This window comes from Streptomyces sp. NPDC089424 (genome assembly GCF_044749345.1).
Classification (GTDB): domain Bacteria; phylum Actinomycetota; class Actinomycetes; order Streptomycetales; family Streptomycetaceae; genus Streptomyces.
The window spans coordinates 462446-477775 of the sequence record NZ_JBIVHU010000007.1 but is presented as its reverse complement, the minus strand read 5'-3'; the positions used below and the strand labels follow the sequence as shown (position 1 = coordinate 477775).

Sequence of the window (15330 nt, the reverse complement as noted above, 5' to 3'; positions counted from 1 at the left end):
AGCGTGAGGGAAACGCCCGGTTACATTCCGAACCCGGAAGCTAAGCCTTTCAGCGCCGATGGTACTGCAGGGGGGACCCTGTGGGAGAGTAGGACGCCGCCGAACAATCTTTGGAAGGACCTCTGGTCCCAGCGTTCAGCTGGGACCAGAGGTCCTTTTTTGTTTTTACGGAGCGCGCCGGGTTGCCGGGTGCGCGAGAATGACTGCGGTAGCAAAGACAGGAGTCACCGATGTCCACCAACTCTCCCGAGGACCGACCGGAGCGCGACCAGCGGCGACGGGACGGTGGGGAACGCGGCGAACGCGGCGGCTTCCGGCGTGACAACAGCCGTGGTGGCTCCGGCCGTCGGGACGGCGAGCGCGGGTCGCGGCCGTCGTTTCAGCGCGACGACCGTGATCGTGGGCCGCGTCGCGACGACCGCGAGGGACGGGATGGTGGCCGGCCCGGCGGCGGGTTCCGCAGGGACGACCGCGGCGACCGCCCCGCCTTCCGCCGTGACGACCGCGGGGACCGGCGTGACGACCGCCGTGGGGATGACCGTGGCGGGTTCCGTCGCGACGACCGTCGCGGTGATGACCGTGGTGGCTTCCGCCGTGATGACCGCCGGGACGACCGTCGTGGTGACGACCGTGGTGGGTTCCGTCGTGACGACCGCCGTGGCGATGACCGGGGTGGCTTCCGCCGTGACGACCAGCGCGGTGACGACCGTGGCGGTTACCGCCGCGACGACCGCCGTGGTGACGACCGCGGTGGCTTCCGCCGTGACGACCGCCGCGATGATCGTCGTGGTGACGACCGCGGTGGCTTCCGCCGTGACGACCGCCGTGACGAGCGCCGTGGTGACGACCGCGGTGGGTTCCGTCGAGATGACCGCCGTGGTGACGACCGTGGTGGGTTCCGTCGCGACGACCGTCGGGATGACCGTCGTGGTGATGACCGTGGTGGGTTCCGTCGGGATGACCGCCGTGACGAGCGTCGTGGTGACGACCGTGGTGGGTTCCGTCGTGACGACCGTCGTGGTGATGACCGCGGCGGGTTCCGTCGCGACGACCGCCGGGACGACCGTCGTGGTGATGACCGTGGTGGATTCCGTCGCGACGACCAGCGCGGTGACGACCGGGGCGGTTACCGCCGCGACGACCGTGGTGGCTTCCGCGGCGACGACCGCGGTGGTTTCCGCCGTGATGACCGGCGCGACGACCGGCGTGACGGGGACCGTGGCGCCTATGTCCGTAGGGACGACCGGCGTGACGACCGCCGGGACGACCGCGACCGGGGCTTCCGGCGGGACGATCGCGGGGACCGTGGTGGCTTCGTGCGGCGGGACGACCGGGGTGAGCGTGGCGGGTTCCGGGGCCGGGACGACCGCGGTCCGCGTCGGGACGACCGTGGCGGCCGCGACGGTGGCTACCGTGGACGCGACGACCGGCGCGGCGCCGGCGGCGGCCGTTTCCGCGAGGAGCGGGAGCGCGACCGTGAGCCGATCAAGCGGCTGCCGATTCCGGAGGACGTCACCGGCGACGAGATCGACAAGGACGTGCGGCAGGAGCTGCAGAGCCTGCCGAAGACGCTCGCGGAGGACGTGGCCAAGAACCTCGTCATGGTCGCGCGCCTGATCGACGAGGACCCCGAGGGCGCCTACGGCTACTCCCGGGTGGCGCTGCGGCTGGCGTCGCGGGTCGCCGCCGTGCGCGAGGCGGCCGGGTTCGCGGCCTACGCGAACCAGAAGTACGCGGAGGCGCTCGCCGAGTTCCGTGCGGCGCGTCGGATGACCGGCGGCGTGGAACTGTGGCCCGTCATGGCGGACTGCGAGCGGGGACTCGGGCGGCCCGAGAAGGCGCTGGACATGGCCGGGGCACCGGAGGTCCAGAAGCTCGACAAGGCCGGTCAGGTGGAGATGCGGCTCGTCGCGGCAGGCGCCCGGCGTGACATGGAGCAGCTGGACGCGGCCATCGTGACGCTGCAGAGCCCGGAGCTGGCCTCCAGTTCGGTCCAGCCGTGGACCGCGCGGCTGCGCTACGCGTACGCCGACGCGCTGCTCGCGGCCGGGCGGGACGGTGAGGCCCGCGAGTGGTTCGCCAAGGCCGTGGAGGCCGACCGGGACGGCAGCACGGACGCCTCGGACCGGCTGGCCGAGCTGGACGGCGTGGAGTTCGTCGACGCCCTCGACGAGACCCGGGCGGACGACGCCGTCGTGGCGACCCACGTCGCCGAGCCCAAGGCCGACTCGAAGGCCCACGAGGACGACGAGATCGACGGCATCGACGAGTTCGACGAGTTCGACGAGGACGACGAGGACGACGAGGACGACGACCGGAACTGACGTCCGGGAGTGACCAGTGGTGGGCGGGACCTGAGATCAAGGGTCCCGCCCACTTCGTGTTCCTGTCCGCGTGACCTTGTGCGTCAGAGGTCCAGCGCGCGGAGCACCAGCCCCGAGGCCGGCTTGGGCCCGAACGACGTCGACTTGCGGGGCATGGTGACGCCTTGGCGGGCGAGGTCGCGGACGACGTCCTCGTGGACCGGGTGCAGCAGGACCGCCGTACCGCCCTGCCGTTCCGCCTTGCGGACCGTGGCCGCCGCGTCGTGGATGTAGGCGATGTGGGCGGGGGAGTCCTCGGGCACGTGCCAGACGTGGTCGAGCAGGGTGGCGTGCAGGACCGTGGCGTCGAGGGTGCGCCATGCCTCGGGGCGGTCGGTGGGGACCGTGCGGGCCAGCAGGTCGGGGTCGGGACGGTCGACCAGGTGGAACCCGCCGTCACCGGCGAGCAGGAAGGCGTTGCCGGCGGCCGCGGCCTCGGCGAGGGCCGTGAGGGCCTCGGGGAGCGGGGCGTCCAGGCGGCGTACGCGGAAGCGGCCGTCGAGCGCGCTCAGCGCGTCGGGCACCGCGAGGCCGTGCAGGAGGCGGTGGATGGCGCGGACCCGCAGGGGGTAGCGCGCGGTGTCGACGAGGAGGACCAGGCCGTAGTCCCAGGGGCTGGGAGAGGGGTGCTCGGCGCGCAGCCGGCGGTAGGTCGCCCAGCGGTGGTGGCCGTCGGCGATGAGGGCCACCTGGTGGGCCAGGCCGGACTGGACGCGGGCCACGTCGTCCGGGTCGGTGACGGACCACAGGCGGTGGCGGTAGCCGTCCTCGGTGGTGGTGGCGAGCAGCGGCGGCTTCTCGGCGGTGCGTTCCACGACCTCGGCACAGGCATGGCCGTCGCCGCGGTAGGTCAGCAGCAGGGGTTCGAGGTTCGCGGAGGTGGCCCGCATCAGGCCGGCGCGGTCGGCGACGATGTGCGGCATGACGTCCTCGTGCGGCAGGACCACGCCGTCGGAGGGATCCGAGACCCGCAGGGCGCCGATGATGCCGCGCTGGAGCATGCCGTCGCCGTGGCGCTGCTCGTAGACGTACAGGCCGGGTTCGGCGTCGGCGGCCAGCACGCCCTCGGTGAGCCAGTCGTGCAGCGTGTCGGCGGCCTGGGCGTTGCGCGCGGTGGGCGTGGCGGCCTCGGGGAGGATCAGCCGGACGATGTTGTGCGGGTCCGCGGACTGCAGGTGGTGCACGCCGTCGGGCCGTACGACGACGTCGTACGGAGGGGACGTCACGGCCGCCAGGCTGCCGACCCGGTCGGGGTCGTAGCGAAGGCCTCGGAACGGGGTGAGTTCCAGGCCTCGGCGCCTCGTTGCTTCCGGGTGACCTGCTGTGTTCATCTCGGCATCGTACGTGCGCCGCGCCTGTCGGTGGCATGGGGCATGATCGGGGGGAAAGCCGGTGGACCGAGGAGCGGTGCCAAATGAGCCAGCAGGTCAGGACCAGGCCCGACGCCAGTGGGCGGGCGCTGAGCGAGGCGTACGACACGGCGCTGCTCGACCTCGACGGGGTGGTGTACGCGGGCGGGGAGGCGATCGCGCACGCGGTCGACTCGCTGGGCACCGCCCGCGCGGGCGGCATGCACCTGGCGTACGTCACGAACAACGCGTTGCGGACTCCGGACGCCGTGGCCGCGCACCTGACGGAGCTGGGGATACCGGCGCGGGCAGATGACGTCATCACCTCGGCGCAGGCGGTCGCGCGGCTGATCGCCGAGGAGGTGCCCGCGGGGGCGCGGGTGCTGGTCGTGGGCGGTGAGGGGCTGCGGGTCGCGCTGCGGGAGCGGGGGCTCGAGCCGGTGGAGTCCGCGGAAGACGACCCGGCGGCGGTCGTACAGGGGTACGGCGGGCCGGAGTTGCGGTGGGCGCGGTTCGCCGAGGCGTGTTACGCGATCGCGCGCGGGGTGCCCTGGTTCGCGTCCAACACGGATCTGACGATTCCCAGCGCGCGCGGTATCGCGCCGGGCAACGGGGCGGCGGTGGAGGTGGTGCGGATCGCGACCGGCGCCGAGCCGCGGGTGGCGGGCAAGCCGTTGCCGCCGATGCACCGGGAGACGATCCTGCGGACGGGCGCGGAGCGGCCGCTGGTGGTGGGCGACCGGCTGGACACGGACATCGAGGGCGCGTTCAACGGCGGAGTCGATTCGCTCCTGGTGCTGACCGGAGTGACCGACGGACCCCAGTTGCTGGCGGCGCCGCCGCGGCACCGGCCGACGTATGTGGACGCGGATCTGCGGGGGATGCTCACGGGTCAGCCGGAGGTCGTCGAGGCCGGTGCGGGCTTCCGTTGCGGCGGCTGGACGGCGACGGCCGGGGAGGAGCGGCTGGAACTGGACGGCGAGGGCGACGCCCTGGACGGGTTGCGGGCCTTGTGCGCGGCTGCCTGGACGGCGGCCGGAGAAGGGGTTTGCGAGCTGGACGGCGGGAAGGCGCTGACGCGGCTGGCGCTGTAGCGGTGGCGCCCGGCCGGAGGGTGGGGCCGTGGCCGCGGAGCAGGATCTTGATCCGATGCGAGGGTAGGCTAACCTAACTGCGTGTTGGTCGAGAGTCCCCCAGAAGAGCGCGCGGGCGCGGTCCCCGCGCCCCCGACCCGTCGGGCGATACGCGCCTTTGGTCTGCTCCTCGCCGTGTCGCTCATGGTGCTGGTCGCGTTGACGAGTATCGCCGTCGGCGCGAAGGAGCTGTCCCTCGGGGAGGTCTGGCACGGCCTGTTCCAGGAATCGGGCACGTACAGCGACGTCGTGGTCGGCGAGCGTCTGTCCCGGACCCTGCTCGGGCTGCTCGCCGGCGCCGCGCTCGGCCTGTCCGGAGCCGTGCTCCAGGCGCTCACCCGCAACCCGCTGGCGGACCCCGGGCTGCTCGGCATCAACGCGGGCGCGTCCGCGGCGGTCGTCACCGCCATCACCTTCTTCGGCGTCACCGGCGTCAGCGGCTACGTGTGGTTCGCGTTCTTCGGCGCCGCCGCGGTCGGCGCGCTCGTGTGGTTCCTCGGCGGCAGCCGGGGCGCGACGCCGGTACGGCTCGCCCTCGCCGGTACGGCGATCAGCGCCGCGCTCTACGGCTATCTCCAGGCCCTGATGATCCTGGACGACGCGGCACTGGACCGGATGCGCTTCTGGACGGTCGGTTCGCTGAGCGCGGCGACCGACCGCACCATCACCCAGGTGCTGCCGTTCCTGGTGGCCGGCTCGCTCCTCGCGCTCGCGCTGGCCCGCCCGCTGAACGCGATGGCCATGGGCGACGACACCGCCAAGGCCCTGGGCGCCCACCTCAACCGCACCCGGGCGCTGTCCATGCTGGCCGCCACCGTGCTGTGCGGGGCGGCGACCGCCGCCTGTGGGCCGATCGTGTTCGTCGGGCTGATGGTGCCGCACGTCGTGCGGTCCTTCACCGGGCCCGACCTGCGCTGGATCCTGCCGTACGCGGCCGTGCTGTCGCCGGTGCTGCTGCTCGGCGCCGACGTGCTCGGCCGGATCGTCGCGCGGCCCGCGGAGCTCCAGGTCGGCATCGTGACGGCGATCCTCGGCGGCCCGGTCTTCATCTTTCTCGTACGACGGCGGAGGACGGCCCAGCTGTGACCACCAACCGTGCCCGGCGAGCCGACGGCCCGGCGGCCGTGACCACCGACCGCGCCGACCGCGCCGATCGCACCAGCCGCACCAGCCGCACCGACCTCGCCAACCGCGCCGTGCGGACGCCGGGCGGGCTCTCCGTCCGCCTGGACGTCCGGGCCCTGACCGTCGTCGTCCTGCTGCTGCTCGCCGCGCTCGCCGCGAGCGTGGTGCTGATCGGCACCGGCGACTTCCCGATCCCCGCGGGCGACGTGCTGCGGACGCTGTTCGGCGAAGGGGACCCCGGGCAGGAGTTCATCGTCACGGAGCTGCGGCTGCCGCGGGTCCTGGTGGGGCTGCTGGTCGGCGCCTCGCTGGGGCTCGGCGGCGCCCTGTTCCAGTCCATCTCCCGCAACCCGCTGGGCAGTCCGGACGTGCTGGGCCTCGGGCAGGGCGCGACCGCCGGCGCGCTCGTGGTGATCGTGCTGTTCTCCGGCGACGCGGGCGCCGTCACCCTCGGCGCGCTGGTGGGCGGCCTGGGCACGGGGCTCGCCATCTACGTGCTGGCCTGGAAGCAAGGTGTCCACGGATACCGGCTGGTGCTGGTCGGCATCGGTGTCTCCGCCGTCGTCACCGCCGTCAACGGCTATCTGCTGACCAAGGCCGACCTCGTCGACGCGGCCCGGGCCGTCGTCTGGATGACCGGCTCGCTCAGCGGCCGTGACTGGGCGCAGGTCTGGCCGCTGCTCGCGCTGTGCGCCGTCCTCGTGCCGCTCGTCCTGGCCAACGCGCGCGGGCTGCGGATGCTGGAGATGGGCGACGACGTGTCGTACTCCCTGGGGGTGCGGGTCGAGCGGGTACGGCTGGTGCTGCTGGTGTCCGCGGTGCTGCTGACCGCCGCCGCCACCGCCGCCGCCGGTCCCGTCAGTTTCGTGGCGCTCACCGCCCCGCAGCTGGCCCGCCGGCTGACCCGCTCGCCCGGCCCCAACCTGCTGCCGTCGCTGTGCATGGGCGCGGCCCTGCTGGTCACCGCCGACTGGGTCTCGCAGCGCGTCTTCGGTGCCGACCAGCTGCCGGTGGGGGTGGTCACCGGTGTGCTCGGCGGGGCCTACCTGCTGTGGCTGCTGGTCGCCGAGCGCAGGGCGGGGCGGATATGAGCGCCGCCGCCCACCGGAACATCCAAAGGAGCACCGTGAACCGCCTGTCCGCCGAGAACGTCACCCTCGCCTACGACCAGCGCGTCATCGCCGAGCGGCTGTCGGTGGAGATACCCGACAACTCGTTCACCGTGATCGTCGGCCCGAACGCCTGCGGCAAGTCGACGCTGCTGCGCGCGCTGTCACGGATGCTCAGGCCGAACGAGGGCCGGGTGCTGCTGGACGGGCAGGTCATCCAGTCGATGCCGGCCAAGAAGGTCGCCCGCACCCTCGGCCTGCTGCCCCAGTCCTCGATCGCGCCCGACGGGATCACCGTCGGCGACCTGGTGGGCCGCGGACGGTATCCGCACCAGGGGATCCTGCGGCAGTGGTCGGCCGAGGACGAGCGGGTCGTGCGCGAGTCCATGGCGCAGACCGGCGTCGCCGAACTCGCCGACCGCTATGTCGACGAGCTGTCCGGAGGCCAGCGGCAGCGGGTGTGGATCGCGATGGCGCTGGCGCAGCAGACACCGTTGCTGCTGCTCGACGAGCCCACGACGTTCCTGGACATCCAGCACCAGATCGACGTGCTGGACCTGTGCGCGGAGCTGCACGAGGAGCAGGGGCGGACGCTCGTCGCCGTCCTGCACGACCTCAACCACGCCGCGCGCTACGCCACGCATCTCATCGCGCTGCGCGACGGCTCGGTGATCGCCGAGGGGGCCCCGGGCGAGATCGTCACCGCCGAGCTGGTGGAGGAGGTCTTCGGACTGCGCTGCCAGGTCGTCGAGGACCCGGAGACGGGGACGCCCCTGGTGGTGCCGGCGGCGCGCAGGGCGCGGGCGGACGCCCGGAAGGTCGCCGCTACAGAAGTTTCCTGAGGCGGAACAGGTCCCGCAGCCCCGCCTCCAGCTTCACCCGCCCCGACCCCCAGGCCTTGGCGAAGTGCAGATCGCCGGCCACGAGGGCCAGCAGGTCGTCGCCGGTCAGCGCGAGCCGGAGCTCCGCCTTCTCGCGCGGCGGCCCCTGGAGCGTCTCGTGCACCGTGATCCGGCCGTCCTGGAGGCGGCCCGCGAAGGTGACGTCCAGATCGGTGACGTGGCAGCTCACGGAGCGGTCCATGGCGGCGGCCGCACGGGCGTCGCCGTCGGCGTCCCGCAGGTTCCGGGAGAACTGTTCGAGCGCGGCGCGGCACTCCTCGATCGTTGCCATCGCGGTCGACGGTACCGCAGGCTCACGAGGTAGCGTCGGGGCATGAACGACGCGGTTCCCCCGGCGCAGGCCCCCCAGCAGGCCGCGCCGCCCGATCACGACCCCGCCGCACCGGCCCCGCTCGGCGTGCCCCGCATCCCCACGGGTGACGCGGAGGTGGACGCCCGGCTGGAGCGGCTGGCCGACGCAGACCACCTGGACACCGACGGACACGTCGAGGTGTACGAGGATGTACACCGGGGGCTGCGCGACGCGCTCACCGCGCTCGACGCCCGACCGGGACCTCCGGCGCCCCCTTCGCCGCACCGACAGGGGAGCTGAACCGAACGTGGCAGGAGTCGCACGCCGCCGTCTCGACGCGGAGCTGGTCCGCCGCAAGCTCGCGCGCTCGCGCGAGCACGCCAGCCAGCTGATCGCCGCCGGACGCGTCAGCGTCGGCAGGACGGTCGCGACCAAGCCGGCCACCCAGGTGGAGACCGCGGCGCCGATCGTCGTCACGGCGGACGAGGGCGATCCCGAGTACGTCTCGCGCGGCGGGCACAAGCTCGCCGGCGCCCTGGAGGTCTTCGTGCCGCAGGGGCTGGCCGTCGAGGGCCGGCGGGCGCTGGACGCCGGGGCCTCGACCGGCGGCTTCACCGACGTGCTGCTGCGGTCGGGAGCCGCCCATGTCGTCGCCGTCGACGTGGGATACGGCCAACTCGCCTGGACCCTGCGGAGCGATGAACGCGTCACCGTCAAGGACCGTACGAACGTACGGGAGTTGACGCTTGAAGCGATCGATGGGGAGCCTGTGGATCTTGTCGTGGGGGATCTGTCCTTCATCCCGCTCGGGCTGGTCCTGCCCGCCCTCGTGCGCTGTGCGCGACCGGACGCCGATCTGGTGATGATGGTCAAGCCGCAGTTCGAGGTGGGCAAGGAACGGCTGGGCAGCGGGGGAGTGGTGCGCAGCCCGCAGCTGCGGGCCGAGGCCGTGTGCGCGGTGGCCGGGCGCGCCGGGGAACTGGGGCTCGGGGTGAAGGGCGTGACGGCCAGCCCGTTGCCCGGGCCCTCGGGCAATGTCGAGTACTTTCTGTGGCTTCGGGCCGGGGCTCCCCGACTGGACCCGGCCGACGTCGACCGTGCAGTTGCGGAGGGGCCGCGTTGACAGCGAACCGAGCTCGTACTGTTTTCCTGCTCGCCCACACCGGACGGCCCGCCGCCGTGCGCAGCGCCGAGCTGGTGGTCAAGGGACTGCTGCGGTCCGGGATCGGCGTGCGGGTGCTGGAGGCGGAGGCGCCCGACCTGCCGCTGCCCGGCGAGGTGCAGCTGGTCAAGGAGGCGACCCCGCAGTGCCTCGACGGGTGCGAGCTGCTGATCGTGCTCGGCGGTGACGGGACGTTGCTGCGGGGCGCGGAGTTCGCGCGGGCGTCCGGGGTGCCGATGCTCGGCGTCAACCTCGGGCGGGTCGGGTTCCTCGCCGAGGCCGAGCGCGACGACCTCGACAAGGTCGTCGACCGCGTGGTGACCCGGGCGTACGAGGTCGAGGAGCGGATGACGGTCGACGTCGTCGTGCACAGCAACGGCGACATCGTGCACACCGACTGGGCGCTGAACGAGGCGGCGGTGCAGAAGGCGGGCGCCGAGAAGCTGCTGGAGGTCGTCCTGGAGATCGACGGGCGGCCGGTGACCGGGTTCGGGTGCGACGGGATCGTGCTGTCGACGCCGACCGGGTCGACGGCGTACGCGTTCTCCGCCGGCGGGCCGGTGGTGTGGCCCGAGGTGGAGGCGCTGCTGATGGTGCCGATCTCCGCCCACGCGCTGTTCGCCAAGCCGTTGGTGACCTCGCCGGACTCCGTGCTGGCGGTGGAGGTGCTGCCGCACATTCCGCCGGGAGTGCTGTGGTGCGACGGGCGGCGGACCGTGGAGCTGCCGCCGGGGGCGCGGGTCGAGGTGCGGCGGGGGGCGGTGCCGGTGCGGCTGGCTCGGTTGCATCACGCCTCGTTCACGGACCGGCTGGTGGCGAAGTTCGCGTTGCCCGTGTCCGGGTGGCGGGGGGCTCCGCATTAGCGGTTCGCCGTTCGGGTCCGGGTGCGGGGGCGGCTGCTGGGCCGTCGTGGTCGATCGCGCGGTTCCCCGCGCCCCTTCGTGTGCGCTGCACTCGGCTGGGTGACAAGGGGGACCGGCGTCGCGCTTTCGGGGCGGGACCTCGTATGGTCGTGTCCGTGTTGGAGGAGATGCGGATACGGTCGCTCGGGGTCATCGACGATGCCGTCGTCGAGTTGTCGCCGGGGTTCACCGCCGTCACCGGTGAGACCGGTGCGGGCAAGACCATGGTGGTCACCAGCCTGGGGCTGCTGCTCGGAGGCAGGGCGGACCCCGCGCTCGTGCGGATCGGCGCCGACAAGGCGGTCGTGGAGGGGCGGATCACCGTGCCCGCGGACGCCTCGGTCGCCGTACGCGCCGAGGAGGCGGGCGCCGAGCTCGACGACGGGGCCCTGCTGATCAGCCGTACCGTTTCCGCCGAGGGGCGGTCCCGGGCGCACGTCGGCGGGCGGTCCGTGCCCGTGGGGGTACTGGCCGAGCTCGCGGACGAGCTGGTGGCCGTGCACGGGCAGACCGACCAACAGGGGCTCCTGAAGCTCACGCGGCAGCGGCAGGCACTCGACCGGTACGCCGGAGACGCCGTCGCCGGGCCGCTCGCCAAGTACTCCGGGGCCTACCGGCGGCTGCGGGCGGTCTCCACCGAGCTCGACGAGATCACCACGCGCGCGCGTGAGCGGGCCCAGGAAGCCGACATGCTGCGGTACGGGCTCGACGAGATCGCCGCCGTGGAACCGCGGGCCGGGGAGGACGTCGAGCTGGCCGAGGAGGCCGAGCGGCTCGGGCACGCGGAAGCGCTCGCGTCCGCCGCCACGGCCGGGCACGGCGCACTGGCCGGCAATCCCGAGGACCCCGAGGGCGTCGACGCCTCGACGCTCGTCGCGGGGGCGCACCGGGCCCTGGAGGCCGTACGGTCGCACGACCCCGCGCTGGCCGCGCTCGCCGACCGGATCGGGGAGATCGGCATCCTGCTGGGCGATGTGGCGGGCGAGCTGGCGGGGTACGCCGACGATCTGGACGCCGATCCGCTGCGGCTGGCGGCGGTCGAGGAACGGCGGGCCGCGCTGACCGCGCTGACCCGCAAGTACGGCGAGGACGTGGGCGCCGTGCTCGCCTGGGCCGAGCAGAGCGCCGCACGGCTCACCGAACTCGACGGCGACGACGAGCGGATCGGCGAGCTGACCGCCGAGCGGGACGCGCTGCGGGCCGAACTGGGCGGACTTGCGCAGGCCCTGACGGACGCGCGGACGGAGGCGGCCGAGCGGTTCGCTGCGGCCGTGACGGCGGAGCTGGCCTCGCTCGCCATGCCGCACGCGCGTGTGTCGTTCGCGCTCCGGCAGACCGAGGACCCCGAGGGCGTCGAGGTGGGCGGCCGGCCGGTGGCGTACGGGCCGTCCGGCGCCGACGAGGTCGAGCTGCTGCTGGCGCCCCACCCGGGCGCGCCGCCCCGGCCGATCGCCAAGGGCGCCTCCGGCGGTGAGCTGTCGCGCGTGATGCTGGCCGTCGAGGTCGTGTTCGCGGGGACGGATCCGGTGCCGACGTACCTCTTCGACGAGGTGGACGCCGGAGTGGGCGGCAAGGCCGCGGTGGAGATCGGGCGGCGGCTGGCCCGGCTGGCGAAGAGCGCGCAGGTGGTCGTGGTGACGCACCTGCCGCAGGTCGCGGCCTTCGCCGACCGGCAGTTGCTGGTCGAGAAGACGAACGACGGCTCGGTGACCCGGTCCGGGGTCAAGGTGCTGGAGGGCGAGGACCGGATCCGCGAGCTGTCCCGGATGCTGGCCGGCCAGGAGGACTCGGAGACGGCCCGGGCGCACGCGGAGGAACTGCTGGCGACGGCGCGGGCGGACGGCTAGCGTCCGCCCCCGCCCGGGGCCGGTCACGTCACACGGGATCACCCCGGTCGTCACCCGGGAGAGTGACGCGGAGCGGCGCGTTGCCCCGGCGTGTGGGAGCGTGTGATCTCCGGCGTTGCCGGAACGGCCGTACGTCCTGGCATCCTTGAGCGTGTACGCGGAGGACGTCACGCGGTACACCCCCACCGCGGCGTCTTCTGTACGTTTCTCCGAGACCGTCGTGACGGCCGTGACCGTCCCACGCCGAACCCAGGAGCCCGGGCCACGTGACCCCCGCGAGCAGCCACTCTCCGCACGGCCGGTCGACGCTGCGCACCGTGCAGGTGCTGGGCGGAGGCAACGCCGGCAGCAGCGCGCACGTGCGCTCGCTGGCCGCGGGGCTCGTCGCGCGGGGCGTGCGGGTCACGGTGTGCGCCCCGGTCGAGGCCGAACGCTCCTACGACTTCGGCGGGGCCGGCGCCGAGCACGTCCACGTGCCCCGCAGCAGCGATCCGGGGTCGGTGGCGGCGCTGCGGGCCGCCTGCACCGGCGCCGACCTGGTACACGCGCACGGGCTGCACGCCTCCTTCCGTGCCGTGCTCGCCCTGGCCGGGCGGAGCACCCCGCTGATCGTCACCTGGCACAACCACACCCCCTCCGAGGGCGCACGCGCCCACTTCCTGCGGATGCTGGAACGCCGGGTGGTGCGGGCGGCCGCCGTGGTGCTCGGCACCACCTCCGACCTCGTCGACCGGGCGCGGAAGGCGGGCGCCCGGGACGCGCGGCTGGCCGCCGTCACCCTGCCCGGCCGCCGCCCGCCCGTCGAGAGCGACGAGACCGACCTCGAGAGTCCCAAGGTCCGCGCCGAACTCGGCGCCATCGGACGGCCCTTGCTGATGGCCGTCGGCTCCCTCGACCCCCAGCGCGGCTACGACATGCTGCTCGACGCCGCCCGCGCCTGGCGCCGGCTCGACCCGGTGCCGCTGGTCGCCATCGCGGGGGAGGGGCCGCTGCGGGCGGCGCTGCAACGCCGGATCGAGGACGAGGAACTCCCGGTGCGGCTCATCGGTCGGCGCGAGGACGTGCGCGACCTGCTCGCCGCCGCCGATCTGGCGCTGCTGCCGAGCCGCGCGGAGTCGCGGTCCGTGCTGGCGCAGGAGGCCCTGCACGCGCGCGTGCCGCTGGTCGCCACGTCCGTCGGCGGCGTCCCCGAACTCGTCGGCGACGCGGCCGCACTCGTCCCCGCCGAGGACGCGCGGGCCTTCGCCGCCGCCGTCGTCCGGTTGCTGGACGACCCCGAGCAGCGGGAGCTGCTCCAGGAGAAGGGCCTGCGACAGGCGGCGACCTGGCCGACCGAGGACGAGACGGTCGCCCAAGTGCTCAGCGTGTACGACGAGTTGACGCAGCCCCGGCCACTGATCTGAACCCGCCGCCCGCTAACTCGTACCGCCGCTGCGCCCGGTGTGCCGGCGGGCCCGCAGCGCGAGGCTCAACGCCAGCACCGTCTGCGGATCGTCGAGGTCGGTGCCCAGCAACTCGCCGATCCGGGCCAGCCGGTTGTAGAGCGTCTGACGGTTGAGATGCAGTTCGCGGGCCGTCTCGGCCTTGCGTCCCGCGTGCGCGAGATACGTCTCCAGGGTCGGCAGGAGCGGGGGCTTGGCACGGCTGTCGTGGTCCCGGACCGGCCCGATCGCCCGCTCGACGAAGGCGGCCAGGTCGGGATGGTCGCGCAGCCGCCACAGCAGCAGGTCGATGTCCAGGCGCCGGGCGTCGTACCAGGGCCGGTCCGTGAGCCCCTGCGCGGCGGTCGCCGTCTCCGCCGCGTGCCGCAGCCCCGCCGACGCCGCCGCCCAGCCGCCGGCCACCCCCACGACCACCACCGGCGGCTGCGCCCCCGGGCGCTGCATCCCGGCACGCTCCACACCGGCCCGCAGCGCCGCCGCGACCCGGTCGGCGACCGCCGAGCGCTCCGACTCCGAGCGCAGGCCGAGCAGCACCAGGACGCGGCCCTCCACCGGCCGCACGCCGAGCAGGACCGGCATGCCCACCGAGGCCAGTTCCTCCGAGACCGCACGCGCCAGCACCGCCCAGCCCCCGCCCGGTGACAGCGCGTCGCCCAGCCGCATCACCACCGGCAGCAGCGGTGTGCCGCCCGGCCGGAAGCCCAGGACGCGGGCCTGCGCCGGAGCGTCCTCCGCCGTGATCCGGCCCTCGGCGAGGTCGGTCAGGAAGTCGCCGCGCCCGCGCGCCGCCAGCTCCTCCTCCTGGCGGGCCTGCATCAGCACCACCGCCAGGACGCCCGCGGTCCGCTCCGCGGCGATGCGGTGCACCGGCGCCAGCGGCGCGCGCACCGGCAGCAGCGCCAGCCGCGCCCGCACCGAGCCCTTTCCCGGCCCGCCTCCCGGCACGTCCACCAGCACCGACCCCGCCGGCGGGGCGTCCTTGTGCTGGCCGCGCAGCCCCTCCCAGACCTGGAGCGGGTCCGCCCCCTCGGGTCCGGCCCCGGCGGCGTAGAGGAGCCGGCCGTCGGTGGTCTCCAGGAAGACCGGGTTGCCGCTGAAGTCGGCCAGGATGCACAGGACCTGCGGGATGCCGCCGCCGCCCAGCAGCGCCTCCGTGCAGCGGCGGTGCACCTCCTCGGCGCGCTGGAGCAGCGCGTAGTGCCCGTTGACGATCTCGGTGTGGATCTCCTCCGTGACGGTCACGAAGGCCACCTCGCGGTGCAGTTGGACCAGCGGCAGCCCGGCCGTGCGGGCCGTCTCCACGAGGGCCGAGGGCAGCCGTGCGAAGCGCGGGCCGAGTTCGACGACCAGCGCGGCGATACCGCGCTCGGCCAGGGTGCGCACGAACGCGCGCTGCTCGGCCGGGCGGGTGCCGAGGCCGTAGCCGGTGGTCAGCAGCAGTTCGCCGCCCTTCAGCAGCGAGGCGATGTGCGGCACCTCGCCCGCGTGCACCCACCGCACGGTCCGCTGCAGCCGCTCCGCGCCGGCGAGCACCTCCGGGAGGCCGCTGCGCAGGCCGGGCAGCTCCAGCGCCCGCTGAACGGTGATCCCGGCGCCCGTGCTGTCGAATCGGCTGTCCATGCAGCGGACGCTACCCGCGCGCACGCTGCGACGACATCTCCGGGCGGTCACGGAAACGATCACCGCGCCACCGGCGTCGCCCAC

Annotated in this window: 14 protein-coding genes and 1 rRNA gene; 12 read left to right on the top strand and 3 right to left on the bottom strand. The window is 74.0% G+C overall.

Going from position 1 to position 15330, the window contains the following annotated elements; all coding sequences use genetic code 11:
• The 3 genes from rrf to ACIP2X_RS29180 form a co-directional block, all read left to right on the top strand.
• Positions 1-105 (top strand): 5S ribosomal RNA (gene rrf, locus ACIP2X_RS29190); the annotation flags it as partial.
• A gap of 84 nt (positions 106-189) precedes the next feature.
• Complete coding sequence (locus tag ACIP2X_RS29185; protein WP_401678290.1) at positions 190-1617, top strand: hypothetical protein; 1428 nt, start codon at positions 190-192, stop codon at positions 1615-1617.
• The gene (locus ACIP2X_RS29180; protein WP_401678287.1) at positions 1539-2324 is read left to right on the top strand and encodes a hypothetical protein; all 786 of its coding nucleotides are present in this window, start codon (positions 1539-1541) and stop codon (positions 2322-2324) included. The genes ACIP2X_RS29185 and ACIP2X_RS29180 overlap by 79 nt, the downstream gene beginning before the upstream one ends.
• A gap of 83 nt (positions 2325-2407) precedes the next feature.
• Here the strand turns inward: ACIP2X_RS29180 and ACIP2X_RS29175 are convergent, their stop codons facing one another.
• Complete coding sequence (locus ACIP2X_RS29175) at positions 2408-3694, bottom strand: DUF1015 family protein (protein ID WP_401678284.1); 1287 nt, start codon at positions 3692-3694, stop codon at positions 2408-2410.
• Positions 3695-3777: 83 nt separating this feature from the next.
• Here ACIP2X_RS29175 and ACIP2X_RS29170 point away from each other — a divergent pair, with 83 nt between their 5' ends.
• The 4 genes from ACIP2X_RS29170 (at position 3778) to ACIP2X_RS29155 (ending at position 7921) form a co-directional block, all read left to right on the top strand.
• Complete coding sequence (locus ACIP2X_RS29170; protein WP_401678281.1) at positions 3778-4806, top strand: HAD-IIA family hydrolase; 1029 nt, start codon at positions 3778-3780, stop codon at positions 4804-4806.
• An 81-nt stretch (positions 4807-4887) separates the two neighbouring features.
• Entirely contained in the window at positions 4888-5931 is a 1044-nt protein-coding gene (locus ACIP2X_RS29165; protein WP_401678278.1) for a FecCD family ABC transporter permease, read from the top strand.
• A gap of 110 nt (positions 5932-6041) precedes the next feature.
• The gene (locus ACIP2X_RS29160; protein ID WP_401678322.1) at positions 6042-7061 is read left to right on the top strand and encodes a FecCD family ABC transporter permease; all 1020 of its coding nucleotides are present in this window, start codon (positions 6042-6044) and stop codon (positions 7059-7061) included.
• Positions 7058-7921 (top strand): ABC transporter ATP-binding protein, encoded by an 864-nt coding sequence (locus tag ACIP2X_RS29155; RefSeq protein ID WP_401678275.1) that lies wholly within the window; start codon positions 7058-7060, stop codon positions 7919-7921. The genes ACIP2X_RS29160 and ACIP2X_RS29155 overlap by 4 nt, the downstream gene beginning before the upstream one ends.
• On the opposite strand, the gene ACIP2X_RS29150 is transcribed toward ACIP2X_RS29155, so the two are convergent.
• Positions 7905-8252, bottom strand: a complete 348-nt coding sequence (locus tag ACIP2X_RS29150; RefSeq protein WP_401678272.1) for an SCP2 sterol-binding domain-containing protein — start codon at positions 8250-8252, stop codon at positions 7905-7907. The genes ACIP2X_RS29155 and ACIP2X_RS29150 overlap by 17 nt on opposite strands.
• Before the next feature lie 42 nt (positions 8253-8294).
• Between ACIP2X_RS29150 and ACIP2X_RS29145 the strand changes: the two genes are divergently transcribed.
• From ACIP2X_RS29145 to ACIP2X_RS29125, 5 genes are all read left to right on the top strand, one after another.
• A complete protein-coding gene (locus ACIP2X_RS29145) occupies positions 8295-8573 on the top strand; it encodes a hypothetical protein (protein WP_401678269.1) in 279 nt (92 codons plus the stop codon).
• A 7-nt stretch (positions 8574-8580) separates the two neighbouring features.
• Positions 8581-9396 carry a TlyA family RNA methyltransferase gene (locus tag ACIP2X_RS29140; RefSeq protein ID WP_401678266.1) on the top strand — a complete coding sequence of 272 codons (816 nt, stop codon included), beginning with the start codon at positions 8581-8583 and terminating at the stop codon, positions 9394-9396.
• Positions 9393-10298, top strand: a complete 906-nt coding sequence (locus ACIP2X_RS29135) for an NAD kinase (RefSeq protein ID WP_401678263.1) — start codon at positions 9393-9395, stop codon at positions 10296-10298. Before ACIP2X_RS29140 ends, ACIP2X_RS29135 begins: the two co-directional genes overlap by 4 nt.
• Before the next feature lie 143 nt (positions 10299-10441).
• Positions 10442-12184: a DNA repair protein RecN gene (gene recN, locus ACIP2X_RS29130; protein ID WP_401678260.1), complete on the top strand. Its 1743-nt coding sequence runs from the start codon at positions 10442-10444 to the stop codon at positions 12182-12184.
• 266 nt (positions 12185-12450) lie between these two features.
• Complete coding sequence (locus ACIP2X_RS29125; RefSeq protein WP_401678257.1) at positions 12451-13587, top strand: glycosyltransferase family 4 protein; 1137 nt, start codon at positions 12451-12453, stop codon at positions 13585-13587.
• Positions 13588-13599: 12 nt separating this feature from the next.
• On the opposite strand, the gene ACIP2X_RS29120 is transcribed toward ACIP2X_RS29125, so the two are convergent.
• Entirely contained in the window at positions 13600-15246 is a 1647-nt protein-coding gene (locus ACIP2X_RS29120; RefSeq protein WP_401678255.1) for a PucR family transcriptional regulator, read from the bottom strand.
• Positions 15247-15330: the final 84 nt, after the last annotated feature.

Coding starts and splice junctions, on each gene's coding strand:
- ACIP2X_RS29170 (WP_401678281.1), top strand. CDS start 3,778: ATGAGCCAGCAGGTCAGGACCAGGCCCGACGCCAGTGGGCGGGCGCTG.
- ACIP2X_RS29175 (WP_401678284.1), bottom strand. CDS start 3,694: ATGAACACAGCAGGTCACCCGGAAGCAACGAGGCGCCGAGGCCTGGAA.
- ACIP2X_RS29120 (WP_401678255.1), bottom strand. CDS start 15,246: ATGGACAGCCGATTCGACAGCACGGGCGCCGGGATCACCGTTCAGCGG.
- ACIP2X_RS29150 (WP_401678272.1), bottom strand. CDS start 8,252: ATGGCAACGATCGAGGAGTGCCGCGCCGCGCTCGAACAGTTCTCCCGG.
- ACIP2X_RS29145 (WP_401678269.1), top strand. CDS start 8,295: ATGAACGACGCGGTTCCCCCGGCGCAGGCCCCCCAGCAGGCCGCGCCG.
- ACIP2X_RS29155 (WP_401678275.1), top strand. CDS start 7,058: ATGAGCGCCGCCGCCCACCGGAACATCCAAAGGAGCACCGTGAACCGC.
- recN (WP_401678260.1), top strand. CDS start 10,442: ATGGTCGTGTCCGTGTTGGAGGAGATGCGGATACGGTCGCTCGGGGTC.